16 protein-coding genes and 1 pseudogene are annotated in these 13,710 nt (G+C 60.9%); 10 read left to right on the top strand and 7 right to left on the bottom strand.

Annotation, left to right across the window (positions count from 1 at the left end):
• Window positions 1-498 (bottom strand): annotated as a pseudogene (locus tag ACKVY0_RS22195) (hypothetical protein); the annotation flags it as partial.
• A 106-nt stretch (window positions 499-604) separates the two neighbouring features.
• Here ACKVY0_RS22195 and ACKVY0_RS22190 point away from each other — a divergent pair.
• The 4 genes from ACKVY0_RS22190 (at window position 605) to ACKVY0_RS22175 (ending at window position 3,886) form a co-directional block, all read left to right on the top strand.
• Window positions 605-868, top strand: coding sequence for a hypothetical protein (locus ACKVY0_RS22190; RefSeq protein ID WP_409217041.1), 264 nt, complete (start codon window positions 605-607; stop codon window positions 866-868).
• A gap of 259 nt (window positions 869-1,127) precedes the next feature.
• Window positions 1,128-1,421 (top strand): helix-turn-helix domain-containing protein, encoded by a 294-nt coding sequence (locus ACKVY0_RS22185; RefSeq protein ID WP_409217040.1) that lies wholly within the window; start codon window positions 1,128-1,130, stop codon window positions 1,419-1,421.
• A 551-nt stretch (window positions 1,422-1,972) separates the two neighbouring features.
• On the top strand, window positions 1,973-2,698 hold the full coding sequence (locus ACKVY0_RS22180) for a hypothetical protein (RefSeq protein WP_409217039.1): 726 nt from the start codon (window positions 1,973-1,975) through the stop codon (window positions 2,696-2,698).
• Window positions 2,699-2,938: 240 nt separating this feature from the next.
• Window positions 2,939-3,886, top strand: coding sequence for a hypothetical protein (locus ACKVY0_RS22175; protein WP_409217038.1), 948 nt, complete (start codon window positions 2,939-2,941; stop codon window positions 3,884-3,886).
• A 115-nt stretch (window positions 3,887-4,001) separates the two neighbouring features.
• On the opposite strand, the gene ACKVY0_RS22170 is transcribed toward ACKVY0_RS22175, so the two are convergent.
• Together ACKVY0_RS22170 and ACKVY0_RS22165 are read right to left on the bottom strand one after the other, a co-directional pair.
• Window positions 4,002-5,201 carry an FtsW/RodA/SpoVE family cell cycle protein gene (locus tag ACKVY0_RS22170; RefSeq protein WP_409217037.1) on the bottom strand — a complete coding sequence of 400 codons (1,200 nt, stop codon included), beginning with the start codon at window positions 5,199-5,201 and terminating at the stop codon, window positions 4,002-4,004.
• A gap of 206 nt (window positions 5,202-5,407) precedes the next feature.
• Complete coding sequence (locus ACKVY0_RS22165; protein WP_409217036.1) at window positions 5,408-6,196, bottom strand: ABC transporter ATP-binding protein; 789 nt, start codon at window positions 6,194-6,196, stop codon at window positions 5,408-5,410.
• Window positions 6,197-6,282: 86 nt separating this feature from the next.
• Here ACKVY0_RS22165 and ACKVY0_RS22160 point away from each other — a divergent pair, with 86 nt between their 5' ends.
• From ACKVY0_RS22160 to ruvC, 4 genes are all read left to right on the top strand, one after another.
• The gene (locus tag ACKVY0_RS22160; protein WP_409217035.1) at window positions 6,283-7,095 is read left to right on the top strand and encodes a serine/threonine-protein kinase; all 813 of its coding nucleotides are present in this window, start codon (window positions 6,283-6,285) and stop codon (window positions 7,093-7,095) included.
• Window positions 7,096-7,179: 84 nt separating this feature from the next.
• A complete protein-coding gene (locus tag ACKVY0_RS22155) occupies window positions 7,180-7,878 on the top strand; it encodes a hypothetical protein (RefSeq protein ID WP_409217034.1) in 699 nt (232 codons plus the stop codon).
• Window positions 7,879-7,891: 13 nt separating this feature from the next.
• Window positions 7,892-8,368, top strand: coding sequence for a hypothetical protein (locus ACKVY0_RS22150; RefSeq protein WP_409217033.1), 477 nt, complete (start codon window positions 7,892-7,894; stop codon window positions 8,366-8,368).
• The gene (ruvC, locus tag ACKVY0_RS22145; RefSeq protein ID WP_409217032.1) at window positions 8,368-8,919 is read left to right on the top strand and encodes a crossover junction endodeoxyribonuclease RuvC; all 552 of its coding nucleotides are present in this window, start codon (window positions 8,368-8,370) and stop codon (window positions 8,917-8,919) included. Before ACKVY0_RS22150 ends, ruvC begins: the two co-directional genes overlap by 1 nt.
• 6 nt (window positions 8,920-8,925) lie before the next feature.
• On the opposite strand, the gene ACKVY0_RS22140 is transcribed toward ruvC, so the two are convergent.
• Window positions 8,926-9,516: an SET domain-containing protein gene (locus ACKVY0_RS22140; protein WP_409217031.1), complete on the bottom strand. Its 591-nt coding sequence runs from the start codon at window positions 9,514-9,516 to the stop codon at window positions 8,926-8,928.
• 178 nt (window positions 9,517-9,694) lie between these two features.
• Here ACKVY0_RS22140 and ACKVY0_RS22135 point away from each other — a divergent pair, with 178 nt between their 5' ends.
• Together ACKVY0_RS22135 and ACKVY0_RS22130 are read left to right on the top strand one after the other, a co-directional pair.
• Window positions 9,695-11,218, top strand: a complete 1,524-nt coding sequence (locus tag ACKVY0_RS22135) for a peptidyl-prolyl cis-trans isomerase (protein ID WP_409217030.1) — start codon at window positions 9,695-9,697, stop codon at window positions 11,216-11,218.
• A gap of 32 nt (window positions 11,219-11,250) precedes the next feature.
• Window positions 11,251-11,592, top strand: coding sequence for a tetratricopeptide repeat protein (locus ACKVY0_RS22130; protein ID WP_409217029.1), 342 nt, complete (start codon window positions 11,251-11,253; stop codon window positions 11,590-11,592).
• Window positions 11,593-11,602: 10 nt separating this feature from the next.
• Here the strand turns inward: ACKVY0_RS22130 and ACKVY0_RS22125 are convergent, their stop codons facing one another.
• From ACKVY0_RS22125 to ACKVY0_RS22115, 3 genes are all read right to left on the bottom strand, one after another.
• Window positions 11,603-11,797 (bottom strand): hypothetical protein, encoded by a 195-nt coding sequence (locus ACKVY0_RS22125; RefSeq protein WP_409217028.1) that lies wholly within the window; start codon window positions 11,795-11,797, stop codon window positions 11,603-11,605.
• 8 nt (window positions 11,798-11,805) lie between these two features.
• Window positions 11,806-12,678: an SMP-30/gluconolactonase/LRE family protein gene (locus tag ACKVY0_RS22120; RefSeq protein WP_409217027.1), complete on the bottom strand. Its 873-nt coding sequence runs from the start codon at window positions 12,676-12,678 to the stop codon at window positions 11,806-11,808.
• Between the two features lie 116 nt (window positions 12,679-12,794).
• A complete protein-coding gene (locus tag ACKVY0_RS22115; protein ID WP_409217026.1) occupies window positions 12,795-13,664 on the bottom strand; it encodes an alpha/beta hydrolase in 870 nt (289 codons plus the stop codon).
• Window positions 13,665-13,710 lie beyond the last annotated feature (46 nt).

Genomic DNA, 13,710 nt, shown 5'->3' with positions numbered 1-13,710 from the left:
CGGGTTGTCTCGCTCTATGGCGACCATGTCGTCGTCCACGGTCTTGACTATGGTGGGATGCTTGGCGCCTGCCTGGAGGTGGGACCATCGGGCATCGGCGGGCACCCAGAAGACGTTCTCCGCCTTGTATTCGTCCGGGTCCTCGGGATTGGCCCCGGCGTAGTCGCCCTGGCCGGCGAGGAGCTTGGCGCGGTGCTCCTCGAAGGTGTCGGAGATGTATTTGACTCGCAGGCCCCTGCTCGCCATTCGGGTCACCTTTGGTGATCTGTCTCGCTCCGCTCGGCTGAGGAAGATGAGGCCGAGGACGACGTGGTCGATGGGTGCCTCCGCGCCCACCCTGCGGGTCGCCTTCGGCGATCTGTCTCGCTCCGCTCGGCTGTATTCCGCCGCGTCCATGTTGTTGCGGAGCTTGTCGGCGGTGAGCCAGAGCTTGGCCTCGAAGCCGATGGTGGCGGTGGAGGTGCTGGACTCGGGCTTGGAGGATGCTTTTCGGGCCATGAGGGTATTTTACTTATCCAAGCGGGGAATGAATCCGAAGGCAAGGAATTGCGCAGAATGGAAAACGGGGAGACGAGGAGACTGGATGCTCGATGCTCGATGCTTGATGCTGGTCTCCGTTGCCTTCATCCTTCGCAGTCTTGCTACGGAGAACGGGTCTGTTATCTCCTTTTCCAATGCTGGGATTCAGCCGGATTTTACAGGAGATAAGGGAGAGAACGAAGATCAGAATCTGCTTCCGGCCTTCTCCGTTGCCTTCATCCTTCGCAGTCTTGCTACGGAGAACGGGTCTGTTATCTCCTGTTCCAATGCTGGGATTCAGCCGGATTTTACAGGAGATAAGGGAGAGAACGGAGGACCGGAAACCTGAGCCGTTGTTTTCTGTTCCAATGCTGGGAGACCTGAAAAAAAAGGGCGGTTTATTGGCAGTTCTGCCAATAGACGGATGGCGGCGGTCATGGAACCGTCGCGCGCCATCCAACCACGGCATGGGCATGCAGGCGCAGGCGTCTTCCACACACTCGGATTCTCCGTCTTCTGACCCGAGGGCAGAAGAGGGGCCGCATCCCCCCGTCTCCCCTTCCCCAAGTCGCCCCGTCTCTGCATCCCCGAAGCCGCGCCGGAAGCCGGTGTTCACGCTGACGCCAGTGCAGGTCTGGCAGCAGGTGCTGGGGAGTGGTCGTGAGATCATCCGTGCGGGGCAGATCCTCGCGGTGATGGCCCTCATGCAGGAGCGGGGCTGGACGATTGCCGAGCTGGCCGAGCGGTCCAAGGTCTCCGAAAGCCACCTGTCTGACTTCCTCAACGTGAAGACCTGCCTCTCCTGGCACTACGCCTGGCGGGTGGCACGCGCCTTTGGGCTGAAGCTCTCCGTGCTGGACCAACGGGCGGAGCAGGAGGTGGCGGCCAAAGTTTCGCCATAGCGAGGTTTTCTTTCCTTCGAGGTGGCGGACGATGCGCCCATGAACGCGGCCCCAACCTGCCTGCTGCCCTGCCCTCCACCTCTGGCGACACGCCGGACGCGGTGGGGGCGGCTGATTCCGCTCAAGGGTTTGGGTCATCGGCTCCAGCATTCTGCCCATCGGCTCATGGGTTTTAGCAATCCGCTCCAGCATTTTAGCCATCCGCTCCAGCTTTTTGGCAATCGGCTCCAGCTTTTTGACCATCGGCTCATGGATTTTGGCAATCCGCTCCAGCTTTTTGGCCATCGGCTCCAGCTTTTTGACCATCCGCTCATGGGTTTTGGCCATCGGCTCCAGCTTTTTGGCCATCGGCTTATGGGTTTTGGCCATCCGCTCAAGCTTTCTGGGAATCGGCTCATGGATTGCGGCAATCCGCTCCAGCGTTCTGCCCATCCGCTCCAGGGTTTCGACCTTCGCCGTGAGGTTCGTCCCCTCCCCTCTGGGGCTCCCCTTCCCCCAGTCTCCAAGTCTCCCAGTCCCCTCGTCTTTCAGCCCACTCAACCTCAACCATCATGCCAACGGCGCTAACTTGGGACCAGCCGGGTCTTACTTGGGACTCGGCCACCTGGGATGGCGTCGTGGCAGCACCACCCCGCAAAACCATGAACTACACCAAAGCCATCATCGACTTCAGCGGCTACACCAGCCCTGAACTGGGCCCCGACGCCCACACCATCCATGACAAGATGACCACCAACGCGGCCACGTTCGCCAACCCCACGGTGACGATGACCGCGCTGGCCACGCTGATCACCACCTTCGACACCGCTCTCATCAACCGCGCCAGCGGTGCCAAGGCGGACGTCCTCGCCCTCAGCGATGCACGCGACGCGCTGGAGGAGGCGCTGGGCGTGCTGGGCAACTACGTCAACGGCATCGCCAAAGGCGACCCGCTGATTGTGGAACAGAGCGGCTTCCCCTCCTACGAGACCACGCGCACGGCGGACACCTCCCCGCCTGCCGCCCCCACCAACCTGCGTCTGCGCCAGGGCAGCCTCAGCGGTGCCATCGTGGCCCGCTACAAGCCTGACCGCCAGCAAAGCACCAACGAGGTGCAGATCACCACGGGCGATCCGAACAGCGAGGCCGCCTGGCAGACGAAGGGCATGTTCCAAGGCGGCAAGGCCGAGATGAGTGGCTTCACCCCCGGCAGTGTCGTCTGGGTGCGCGTCCGCACCGTCGGCCTCAAAGGTGTGATGGGCGCGTGGAGCGATCCTGCGCAGATCCGGGTGCTGTAGGCGGCGCAGCCGCCTCCTACTCGTCCTCCATTCTCCGTAGCAGCTACTGCGAAGGATGAATCCTACTCGCTCCTCGATTCTAACGCTCCGCTGACACCCATGACAACCAAACCCAGGCCAAGGGCACTTACTGGCAAGCTCGGCTCTGCTGGCTTCGATGCGTGCGCCGTGATCGAGGACGAGTTCGAGTAGGAGGACGAGGACGAGCATCTAGCATCCAGCATCCAGCACCCAGCCGCCATGCCCTTCGATCCCACCCTGCCCGCCGATCACAGCCCGCTCGTCGCCGCCGAGATGCGCGGCCAGCTCAGCGGCCTTAAAGACCTCATCGAGACCATTCCCGTCGGGCCACCGGGACAGAATGGCAGCGATGGGACCAGCGTCAGCGGTGCGATCATTGATGGCACCAACACGCTGAACCCCGGCGATGCGGCGCAGGCCAGCGTGAGTTGGGATGGGGCGAATGTGCGATTCACGTTTGGGATTCCCAGAGGTCAAGACGGCGTGAGCAGTCCGCCGATCACGAGTTTCATCGTGGATGGCGTGACGACGCTGAATCCCGGCGACAATGCCACGGTGCAGACGAGTTTTGACGGCGCGAGTGTACGCTTCACGTTTGGGATTCCACGCGGGAGTGACGGCACGAATGGCAGCAACGGCAATGATGGCGGGCAAGGCCCGCCGTTCACCAACTTCATCGTTGATGGCGTGAACATGCTGAACCCAACTGATCCCGCCTCCGTGCAGTCGAATTTCGATGGCAACGCCGTGCGGATGATTTTCAATATCCCGCGTGGCTTTACCGGCAACGATGGTGCGGTGGGAACGCCGGGCAGCAACGGCAACGATGGCGGCCCCGGCCCGCCGGGAGCGCCGTTCACGAACTTCGTGGTGGATGGGGTGACGACGCTGAACCCGAATGATCCGGCCACGGTGAGCGCGAGCTTTGATGGCAGCGCGGTGCGGCTGACCTTCGGCATACCCCGAGGTCAAGAGGGTCAAGCGGGGCAAACGGGAGCGCCGGGCGAGGTGAGCAATGGACAACTGATCAGCGCGGTCAGTGGGACGAGCAGCAACAGCAACGGCGTGAGCACGCTGGGCTTCACCGTGAGCGATCCGCCGACGCAGGGGGAAATGCAGCAGATCGTGAACAAGCTGGATGAGCTGATCACCGCTCTGCGGCGGTAGCGCTGCCATAAAACGAAGCAAGGGGACACAACGCACCACACACTCAAGCAGCGATTGTCGTTTCTTATTACCGGTTCTGGCGGCCAGCCAACCTCAACCAGTCCGGACACAGACGCTATTCGTCGTCCTCATCGCGGGGGGCATTCACTGAGCGCGGCTTTTTCACGGAGGAGATGCTGCGGTGTACCCAGACGCTTTGCAGCATGCCCATGAGGAACAGTGTCACGACGACAAACGTGCCGCCGTAGCTGATGAAGGGCATGGGCAGGCCGATGACGGGCAGGATGGTCAGGTTCATGCCGGAGTTTTGGAACGTGTGAATGAAAAACATCGTCACGATGCCGATCACGATGAGCCGGCCAAGCTGGTCACGTGCAAAAAACGCCACAAACACGCCCTGCAGCAGCAGCAGCGCCATGCCGGAGAGCAGCAGTATCGAGCCGCGGAAACCAAATTCCTCGGCGACGACGCCGAAGATGAAGTCATTGATCGCCTCGTCAGGGAAGAAGGTGCGGTGAATGGATGCCTGATCAGGCACTTTTTTGGATTCAGGCCCCTTGCCCTCCACCCCACCCGTGGCTACGGCGATTTCCAGTTTGTCCGGCACCCAGCCCTCATCGAGCAGGTTGACCTTGTGCCGTTGATTGGTGGCAAAATACCAGGGAGTTTCGATGCGCTTCTGCTGCTTCACGCTGAGACCAAACACGTAGCCTAAAGGTGCAATGGCGACCACGCACAGTATGAGGGTGATGATATAACGAAAGGGGATGTTGCCCGCCAGCATCATGCTGAGAAACACTGGTCCCCAGATCAAGCCCGAGCCCAAATCTTCCTTGGCCACCAGTGCCGTCGGCACGGCGGCCAGCATGCCTGCCACGATCAGCCGCAGCCATGGCCGCCGGAAGGCGGGCAGGTAGCGCGGCATATCACCAAACACCACGGCCAGCGTCATGATGCCGGCGGCGATCGCAAACTGGGACGGCTGGAACTGGATGCTGCCGAACTTCAGCCAGTTGGTGTTGCCCTGGATCGTCACGCCAAATTGTTTCAGCAGCAACAGCAGCGCGATGCCGCCCACATACATGGGCCAGCAGGCCCAGCGCACCCATTTGTAGTCGATCAACGATGCCATGAAGAAAAACGGCAGACCGATCATGACCCAGCGCATTTGATCACGCCATTTGAGCGCCAGCGCCGGTGATTCGTGGTAGGCGGAGGCATTGTAGATCGCATACACGCCGAAGACCAGCAGCGCGGCCATGTTCAGCACCAGCAGCCAGTTCATGCCGAGGAATTTCTTGAAGAGCGGAGTCATGGGGTCAGGAAAGAGAGAGCTGGAGCGGTCGGGAGGTGGCTAATGACGAAATCAGAATGAGGAATCCGTTCTCCGTAGCAAGACTGCGAAGGATGAATGACGAACCGCATGGCGGCGGTTCATTCGACATTCGGGTTTTGGGGTTCATTCGTCATTCGGATTTAGTCATTCGTCATTTGCCAGCGCCGCAAACACCAGTTGCGCCGCTAACTGAGCACTGGCACGGCATCGAGCAGCTTGCGGGTGTAGTCGTGGCGCGGATGCTCACAGACTTGGTCGGCATCGCCCTGCTCGACGATTTTGCCGTGATGCATGACGACGATGCGGTCGCTCATGTGCCGCACGATGGCGAGGTCGTGGGCGATGAAGAGCAGCGTGAGCTTGAACTCCTCCTGCAAGTCCTTGAGCAGGTTCAAAATCTGCGCCTGCACGCTGACATCGAGAGCGCTGACGGGTTCGTCGCAGATGAGGAACTTGGGGCGCACGGCCAGCGCTCGTGCGATGCCGATGCGCTGTCGCTGGCCGCCGCTGAACTCGTGCGGGTAGCGCTGCAGCGAATCTTCCGGCAGTCCGACCTTTTTGAGCAGTTCGGCGGAGACTTCACGACGTTCTTCGCGAGTCTTCTCCTTGAAATGAATCTGCAACGGTTCGCCGAGGATCGACTCGATGGTCATGCGCGGGTTCAACGAGCCGATGGGATCCTGGAACACCATCTGCATCTCTTTGCGCAGCGGACGGAACTCCTTCTCCGGCAGCGACAGCACTTCGCGATCACGATACATGACGCTGCCGCTGGTCGCTGGCATGAGCTTGAGCAGTGCGCGTGCCACGGTGGACTTGCCGCTGCCGCTTTCGCCCACGAGGCCGACCGTGCTGCCCTCCGCGACCTCGAAGCTGACTTTGTCCACGGCCTTGATGACATCGGTGGCACGGCCCAACCAGCCGCCGCGCACGGGGAAGTGAATTTTGAGGTCTTGAACGCGAAGCAGCGACATGTGGAAGCGCTTATTTTAGCACAGGTGGAGAAACGAGCGAAAGTTTCATTGCTGTGAAAGCACGAAAGTGTCAGCATCCGCGCCCGATGAACGAGCGCTACGAATTCCTGTCCCCGCTTGCTGAAGGCGGTCTGGGAACCGTCTTCAAGGCCAGGGATCGCCAGCTTGGCCGTGAAGTCGCCATCAAGCGCATCCGTGCCGACCAGGCGGGCAACGTCGGCACCTCGGTGGATGCATTGATCCGCGAAGCCGGGCATCAGTCCGTGCTCCAGCATCCGAACATCGTCGCCGTGCATGAGGCGGGCGTGGACGACGAAGGCGGATTTATTGTGATGGAACTGGTGCCAGGCGAGACGCTGGAGGATGTGCTCAGTCGCGGGGCTTTGAACGTCGCTGACTTCGATGCGCTGGTGCGGCAGGCGCTGGCAGGCCTGGAGGCTGCGCATGCGGCGGGCATCATCCACCACGACCTGAAACCGGAGAACCTCATGCTCACGCGGCTGCCCGCAGGTGGCGTTCAAGTGAAGCTGCTCGACTTCGGTCTAGCGACCACCGTCCAAGAAGGCGGGGACCATCAAAACACCCTGCACGGTTCCGTGTATTTCATGGCCCCGGAGCAGTTCGAGCGCGCCGGAGTCGATGTGCGCACGGATCTTTATGCGCTGGGCTGCGTGTTCTATTATGCTCTGACGCGGCAGCACCCTTTCGATGGTGAGACAAAGCCGCAGGTCGTGGTGGCGCATCGGTATCATCGCGTGGCATCCCTTGCCGCCTTGCGTCCTGATCTGGCCGCGAACCTCGTTCATTGGGTCGAATGGCTCATCAACCGCCAGCCTGCGGACCGTCCGGCATCTGCCGCTGCGGCTTTGCATGCCTACGAGACCGGTGCTTGGGCATAAAAAGCCGTCGCAGCAGGGGCGAAAGCTCCTTGCCATCACGCGGCGTGCCGCCATCATGGCGGGACTTTTTCCAGCCCAACCACGATGCGTGCCCTTCTTTCTCTGATCTTGTCCGTCTTTGCCCTGCTCGCGCTCAACGCCTGCAGCATGCTGCAAATGATTGACCCTGATTTCAAGATCCCGATGCCCCACCTGCCGAAGCTGCACATGCCCAGCAGGAATACCTTCGCCAAAGTCATTCCAGGCCTGGCGGAGAAGGACAAGGTGGGCGCTGACGACCCTGATGTGCCGTTCAATTCACGCGGCACGCTCGGCTTCGGCCATACGCTGCGCATCGAAGTCTATGAAGGCGCGCGCAATCCGGACCGCATTTATCGCGGCATCACCATGGTGGATAAAGAGGGCGTGCTTGCGCTTGGTGAGGCGGGCAGTGCACGCGTCGGCGGCCTGCTGCTGCCGAAGGCGGCGGAGGCCATCGCCACGGTGTTTCGGCTGGCGGGTCGCAACACGCGGCCCATCACCATCCACCTCATCTCCGTGGAAAACACCTCGGTCATCTCCATCGATGGCGATGTGCGCGAGGCTGAGTTCATCCCCGTTTTCAAAGACATGAGCGTGCAGCAGGCCGTGACGGTCACTGGCGGCCGCAAACCCGGCTCCACCCTGCGCGGTGTGTACATTGCCCGCGAAGGCCAGCGGCATTTCTTCACCTCCCTGGAAGCCGCGAATGAGAAATGGTCGCCCCAGGCCGGTGACATCATCACGCTCTCCCCCGACATCTAATTTTCCCGACGCCATGCTCGAATACACCGGCGGTAATCCCGCCGCCTCCCAGAATCCCGTGAGTTCCTTGTTCAAGACCGTCGCCATCCTGCGCATCGGCACCGGTTTGCTGCTCATGATGCGGCATGGCTTCAGTGCGGCGCTCAGCGCGTATCATTTTTTCTGGAAGGAAGAGCCCTGGGCCTGGGTGACGGCGTTTCGTGACGCCGGACTGCCCTACGCGCATCTGCTCGCGCCAGTCGTCGCGCTGGTCGTCGCCGCCGTCGCGCTGAGCTGGATCATCGGCTTCCTCACGCGTTTGTTTGCCGTGATTTTTCTGCCCATCGTCATCACCGCGCTCGTGCTGCTGCCACAGGCCGGCCCGGCGCATGTGGAGGCCGCCTGGCTGTATCTTTTCATCACCGTGACGCTGCTGCTGTTTGGTTCCGGAGCGGTCTCGATTGATCAATTGTTCCGCATCGGCCAGGGCGGGACGAAAAAACGCCGCTGATGGCCCGCATCATCCGCCGCAGCGAAACGCCTGCCACGAGCACGGTTGAGCGCGTCCTCGCCATCGACCCAGCTTTGCGCAAGACCGGCTGGGCCATCGTGGAACGGAGCGGCAGTGATTTGAAGGCGCTTGCCTGGGGTGTCATCCACAACAAGCCCGCGCTGCTGCAATCCGGCTGCCTCGTCGCCATCCGTGAAGGTTTGAATGACGTGATCAAGCAGCATGCGCCAACCGTGTGCGCCATCGAAGCCACGATCTTCGTGCAGAGCTACAAGACCGCCATCGTGCTCGGCACCGCACGCGGCGCATGTTTGATCGCCGCCGCCGAGCATGGCCTGCCGATCTATGAATACGCTCCGCGTGAGATCAAGCAGGCCGCCGTCGGCCGTGGTGCGGCGCAGAAGGAACAAGTGGCCTTCATGATCCGCGCCCAACTTCACCTGCGCGAGACACCGGAAGCCGATGCCGCCGACGCACTCGCCGCCGCGATCACGCATTTTCAAAACAGCGCCGCCGCCCGTGCCACCGAACGTGAAGCACGGCGGGTGTGAGGCGGGTTACGCGCGCTTCTTCTGCTTCTTCTTGCCGTTCTTTACCAGCGGCGCTGTTTGACCGTTGGTGCCGTTGACCTTGAACTTGCCGTTCTTGGCGTCGCGTTCGAGCTTCTCCAGCTTGCGCAGCAGTTTGGGCCACTGCTTTTCCTCGACGATGAAGCCGACGCAGCGCTCGGAACCGCAGCAGCAAGGGTGATCATCCCAGGTGTCCACGTCGAAGCCGTAGTTGTAGGTCAGCTCATCGCCCGCCTTGATCTCACACAGCGAGTAGATCCAGATGCGACCGCGAATGACGTAGGCCTCGCAGTTCGGGGCGCAGGAGTGGTTGATGTAGCGTGCCGGATTGCGACCCTTCGCGCCGTCCACGTCGTGGCGCTGGTTCAGCGTGAAGACATACACCGCCGCGCCGCCGGTTTTCTTGGCTTTGTCCACCAGCGCTTCCGCACGCCGTGTGGACTCCGCCTTGGTGATCTTTTCGCCGATGTATTCGATGATGGGCTCATCTTTCGGGATGTCGCAGCGGGCGAAGATGCCGCGGTTGTGGATGGAGGAGGAACGGACGGTCCAGTAGCGTTTGGTGGGGGCCTTGGGCATGGGGGGTGTTGCGGACGACTGAAAAAGGGGGCGCATGAAGTGTGCCGGGTGCCTCCATTGTCAAGGAACGACAAGGAATGTTTCCGCCTGACGCTCTCCGGCACCGAACGTCCACTTTCCGGTTGCCGCTGCGTGCCGCAGCGCCTTATTGCGCGCCCTTCAACCGCCCCGTACCCTCATGCTCGAATTCTTCCGCCACCACCGTGGTGCCTTCCTCAAGACTCTGACGATCCTCCTCGGCCTCTCCATGTTTTATTACGGCGTGTCGCAAACCGCCGGAACCAACGAGAAGCAGGCACAGATCACCGACCTTGCCGTTACCGTCTTCGGCAAGGACTACTCCATGGGCGATGTGCAGCGTGCGCAGACCTCCCTCCAGATCGCCCAGTATTACATGCAGGCCTATGAGCTGCCCTCGATGCTGATGACGCTTTCCGCCGACGGCAACTTCGGCGGTGGCGGCTTGAACACGCTCATCAATCTCTTCGTGGCACGGCAGCTCATGGAGCAGCTCGGCGTCCGTCCTAGCGATGCGGAAGCCCGTGCGGCCTTGGAAAAGCTGCCGTCCATGCAAAACAACGGCAAGTTCGACATCACCCGCGCCCAACGGCTCGAGGAGATCGCCAATTCGCAAGGCTTCGAGTCCGCCGACCTGCTCAACATCATGAAGGACACGCTCGGCCTGCAGAAGCTCCAGGAGCTGGTGAGCAAGAACTACGTCGCCTCGCCCCTCGCCGCTGAAAAGCAGTACGCCAGCAGCCACCACACCATCAAAAGCGCCAGGATCGCCTTTGAAAGCGAGACCTTCAAGCAGGCCGCCAAAGTCACCGACGACGAGATCAAAAAATACTACGAGGAGAACAAAGAGAGCTACCAGAGCATCGAAAAGCGCGCCGTGAGCTATGTCCTGTTCGAGAACCCGAAGGATCTCGACAAAAAGCCGCTCGAAGAACGCCAGAAGGCGCAGAACCAGCAGATGGAGCGCGTGAATGCCTTCAACAAGCTCACCACCACCGACAAGAAGACCTTTGCCGAAGCTGCGCAGCAGACCAAAGAGAAGGTCGAGACCGTGCCTGCCTTCGCTCAAAGCGAACCGCCCGCCGCGCTCAAAACTGAAAGCAACCTGATCGAGATGATCTTCGCCCGCAGCAAGGACGCCAAAGCCGCGCCCGAAGCGCTCGAAGGCACCAGCGGCTGGTACGTCTTTGATGTCACCAAAATCGACGCACCCAAGCAGCAGGAGCTGGCCGAAGTGAAGGACAAGATCAAAGACACGCTGCTGAGCCAGAAAGCCGCTGAAGCACGCAGCAAGGCCGTCAACGACGCCCGCACCGCCTTGAACGCAGGCTTGAAGGCTGGCAAGAAGATCGACGACCTCGTGAAGGAACTGAAGCTCACGCTCACCGCCCTGCCCGACATCGACGTCGCCAATCCGCCGCAGGACGTACCCAATGCCTTCCTCATTGGCCAGACTGCCGCGAAGACTGCCCCCGGCAGCATCTCCAACGCCGTGGACTATGATAAAGGCACGCTGCTGATCTACGTCAGCGCCAAGGAACTCCGCAAACGCCCGGATGGTGCCGACCTGCGCAAGTCCCAGGCCGAGTCACTCTCCCAGCAGGAGCGCACGAGCCTGTTCCAAGCCTGGTTCAAAAAGAAGCACGCCGAAGCCGGCGTCGTCTCCAAGCTCGGCGTCTCCTGAGACACCGTCATGCATTCCCGCCCTCGACGCGCATGAGCGACACGCCAGCCACCGTCGAAGACTTGTATGATGAGGCCAGCGGCCATGTGGCTCTCGGCGAACTGCCCGAGGCCATTGCTTGTTACCGCCGCTGCGTCGCCTTGCAGTCTGACCACTTTGAAAGCTGGCATGCCCTCGGCATGGCCCTGCTGCGCAATGGCGAGATCAAAGAAGCCATCGGTGCCGGCATGATGGCCACCACGCTTCAGCCGAACGACCTCCTCGCCTGGACCGCCCTCTCGCAGATGTACGTCGCCAACAAACAGATCGCCGAAGCCGAAGACGCCAAAGGAAAAGCACGGATTCTATCGCTCGGCGGCAAGGTGGTGAAGTGACCGGGTGCTGTCAGAAAGCGCTGTCGCCCGGCAGCTTGATTCCAGTGGTTTTTCCACGCGGGTAATGACGTGCTTGGTGTTCGCTGCGGTGTCCCATCGGATCCAGCGTCTCCCATGCCGCATCGAACGCGGCACAACCCGGCAGTAGTGCCACAGCGGCGACGCTGCACAGACAGCAGAGGATGAAATGGCGGCAACGGTTCATGGGCAGAGTCAAAAATACCCCTTCACCTTGAGCTTCCGACCGAAAATCTTCTCCCCGGCGGCGATGTAAAGAATGTCGTGGTCTTTCCCGGCGAACTCGACGCTGACGACTTTGCCCAGCGGATCAGGTTTGGCGATGATCCCGGCCAAACGACCCGCAGTGTCGAAGACCTGCACGCCGAGTTCGGTCGTGACGAAATAACGTCCATTCGCTTCCGTCGTTGCACCATCACCGGAGGCGATTTCTTTGCCGACGGGCAGCCACATCGTCATGTAAGGCGCACCGCCGGTCAAAGTGCCGTCGTCTTCGATGCGCCAGGCCCAGACGTGCTTGCCGCCGTATTCGGAAACGGCCAGCGTGCGTTCATCTGGCGAGATCGTGATGCCGTTCGGCTTCTGCACATGCCCTGCGTCGGCAACGAGATGCTTCTTGTCCTTCGTGATGAGATGCACGCTCAGCGTCGGCGTCTCGGTGAAGTAGAGATTGCCCTTCTTGCTCACTACGAGGTCGTTGCACTTCACGCCGGTGAGCAAGACTTCGACTTCGCCCTTCATCGTGATGGCGATGATGCGCTGCTCCTTGTTGTGACAGGCATAGAACCGCCCGTCCGGCCCGATTTGCAGGCCGCTGATGCCGGGCAGGTTGTCGAGAAACAAATCCGTCTTCCCCGTGGCAACATCAATCTTGTAGATCCCCTTCCCGGCCTTCACATCCGTGAAATACAGATTCCCCGCCGCATCGCAGCACAGTCCGTCCGTGAAGACATAACCGCTGGCGGCCTCCTTCCACGGCTCGCCGTCGATGAGGTAATCGTGCAACGAGGTGTCTTGGGCGAAGATGGGTGTGGCGAGTAGGGAGAGGGTAAAGAGAAGGCGTTTCATGTTGGAGTGAAGTTAAGTGCTCAGTGCTCAGTGCTCAGTTTCAAGCGGAGAGTGCTGCGGAAGAAAGACTGAGCACTAAGCACTGAGCACTTCTCCCCGCCAACACCTTGATCTCTCTACTTGCCCCACAGCCAGCGCAGCGTGTCCGGCAGCATCGCGCCGCCGTGCTTGCCGTTGTGGGTGCCTTCGCCGAGGACAAACTGGTAATCATAACCGGCGAACTTCAGCGACGCGGCCATGTCTTGGTTCGCCAGCGGCCAGTTGCCGAACTGGTTGTCGAGATCGTTCTTGCCGTCCTGGAGGAAGACCTTGAGCGGCTTCTTGTCGGTCTTGCGGATCAGCGCGGGATACACATGCCCGCCACGGATGTTGGTGAAGCTGCCGATGTGGCTGATCACCTTGCGGAACGCGTCGGGCCGCTCCCAGGCCACGGTGAAGGCGCAGATGCCGCCGCTGCTGTTGCCGCAGATGCCGCGTCCTTCAGGGGCATCGGTCAGCTTATAGGTCTTGGCGACTTCGGGGAGGATTTCCTCGATCAGGAAACGGGCATGCAGATCGCCGAGCGAGTCGTATTCAAAGCTGCGGTTGCTGCGCGGCTTCTCCTTCGGGTTGCTGGTCGGAAACACACCGGGATTGATGAAGATGGCGATCGTCACCGGCATCTCGCCCTTGGCGATGAGATTGTCGAACACCACCGGCACACGGAACTGCCCGTCCGCCTTCACAAAGCCGCCGCCATCGCAGAACACCATCACGTTCGCCGGTTGCTCGGCTTTGTATTGAGCCGGAACGTAGATCCACCAGTCACGCGACGTGCCGGGATAAATCTTCGAGTTCATCCACGCCGGCATCTGCGTCACCTTCCCCTGCGGCACGTCCTTGTTGATCTGCGAATCAGGTCCGAGGACATACTGATCATCCTGCGGAGCGGATTGAGCGATGCTGACGAGACACAACGAAAGAGCGGCGGCGGTGAGAAACTTCATGGGTCGAATCCGAACGACAGCGAGGCGCGACATCTTGCAGGCACCC

Source organism: Prosthecobacter sp., assembly GCF_046154365.1.
Lineage (GTDB): Bacteria > Verrucomicrobiota > Verrucomicrobiia > Verrucomicrobiales > Verrucomicrobiaceae > Prosthecobacter.
The sequence above is the reverse complement of the archived record's forward strand: the minus strand, read 5'-3'. Positions and strand labels throughout refer to the sequence as shown.